Origin of the sequence: Actinomadura sediminis (genome assembly GCF_042675525.1) — a bacterium.
GTDB classification, from domain to species: Bacteria; Actinomycetota; Actinomycetes; order Streptosporangiales; family Streptosporangiaceae; genus Spirillospora; species Spirillospora sediminis.
The window spans coordinates 1-1,919 of the sequence record NZ_JBHTJA010000239.1 but is presented as its reverse complement, the minus strand read 5'-3'; the positions used below and the strand labels follow the sequence as shown (position 1 = coordinate 1,919).

Here is a 1,919-nt window from a genome sequence, read left to right as displayed (position 1 = left end):
CCCGGGCGGGCCGCCCGGGGGCGGGCCGGGCTGCCCGTGCTGCTGCGCCGCCCAGCCGCCGGGCCCGTACATGCCGCCCGGCGCGGGCGGGGCCTGGTCGTAGGGGACGAACCCGGGCCGCGGGCGCCCGTCGGGACCGTCCGGTGCGGGCGGCGGGTCGAGCGGCGCCTGCGGGGGCCGGTCGGCCGGTGCGTGCTTGTCGAGGGACGGCGGCGGGGGCACGTCCCGCGCGGAGCCCTCCTGGAGCGGAACCTCCTGCGGGCCCTGGGCGGTGGGGTCCCCGGGCCGTCCGGCGTCCTGCGCCGGGATGTCCTCGGCGGTCTCGCCGATCGGGCCGTCCGGCGGCGCGAAGCCGCTCTGCGCGCCGCCCGCGACCAGCCGGTCGCCGTCGGAGGCCCCGGCCGGATCCGGCCGCTCCGCCGCGTCCGCGCCGGACGGTCCGGCCTCGAAGCCCGGCTCGTCCTCGGCCCGGCCGGGCGCCGCCGCGCCGGCCGCGTCGTCCGCCGGGTCCGCGGGGATCTCCCGGTCGGTCACCGTCTCGGGAGGAGCCGCCGCCTCCTGCCGTCCGGAGTCCGCCGCGGGGACGACGTCATCGTCCTCCGTGGACGCCCGGAACGGCCCGCGGTTGTCTTCCGTCATCCCCATCTCTCCTACCGAGCATGGTCCTCGTCATCCGTGCTCATGCTGCCCCGTGGGGCATGTGGCGAGCGTAAACCGCGCCGCGCCGTGCGGCGCCGCCCGTCCGGTGCCCCCAAGGCTATCCATCGATCGCGCCCGGCCCGGCCGGGCGGTCCGCCCACGGTCAGTCGAAGGGGTTGACGGCGGCCGCGAGACGGCGCGTGCCGCGGCCGACGCGCGCCCACACGGAGCCGGACCCGCCGGGGAGGTCGCGGGCGACGGTCTCGGCGGTGCCGGCCGGGCCGTCGGTCAGCACCGTGTAGACGAACCCGTCGCCCGCGGAGACCGCCCAGCGGCGCAGGCCGACGCGGCGGAAGACGGTGCGGCCCTGCCGGGTGCTCTTCTGCCAGCCGCGCATGCGGCCCTCGTCGAGGGCGCCGCGCTGCACGAACACCGACACGGCGGCGAGACCGTCGGAGTAGCCGAGGTGGAGCGCGCCGCCGCTGCGGCGAACGTCGTGCAGGGTGAGGCCGCCGGGCAGGAGCGCGGGTATCGGCCAGCCGGCGGCGCGCAGGTCGTCGAGGGACTCGTCGGCGACGGGCCTCCCGGCCGCCGCGGCGGTGTCGCCGCCGGTGGCCGCGGGCTCCTCCGGGGCCGCGCCGATGCTGCTGCCGCGGCGGCTCAGCGGCCGCGCGGGGGCGTCCGCGCCCTCGGCCGTCTCCGTGCCCGCGTCATCGGCCGGCGCGGGCCCGGCCGGGCCGGGGACGGTGAAGCTGATCTCGGTGAACCCGGTGGAGACGACGGCCCGCCCGGACGCGTCGACCAGTTCGCGGTGCAGCATCAGGCCGGTCTCGACGTCGAGCCAGAAGCGCCCGGCGAGAGTGCCGTCCGGGCGGCGGGCCTCGACGACGTGGGCGGCGCGGCCGCACCGGGCGGCGTCCGCGACCTGCACGACCGTGTAGTTGCGGGTGAGGAGCTCGAGGGTCTCGGAGGTGAACCCGGTCGTCTCCCCGGCGGCCGACTCCGGCCGGTAGCCGGACGTCCCGGACGGCGAGGTGTAGCGGATGCCCTCGCCGGGCCGGTGCACGACCGTCACCCGGGAGGTCGCCGCGCGGTCGCGGGACCGGGTCGTCAGGACCCGCAGGCCCTCGTAGGGGACGCGGCGGGCGGCGTCGGCGGCGGCGCGCAGCAGGCCCACGGCGGCCGGGTCGCTGCGGACGCGGCGGGCCGACACCGGGTCGCCGGTGAGGGCGACGACGAGCGCGAGCGCGCCCGCGATCCCGCCCGTGACGACGGCGCGG

At 79.8% G+C, this 1,919-nt stretch carries 1 protein-coding gene and 1 pseudogene; both read right to left on the bottom strand.

Annotated features, from left to right (window positions below):
* Positions 1-639, bottom strand: a pseudogene (locus ACFQ11_RS37625) (hypothetical protein); the annotation flags it as partial.
* A 163-nt stretch (positions 640-802) separates the two neighbouring features.
* Positions 803-1,919: sigma-E factor regulatory protein RseB domain-containing protein (locus tag ACFQ11_RS37620; protein ID WP_378307720.1), on the bottom strand; the 1,117-nt coding region annotated here is incomplete at its 5' end.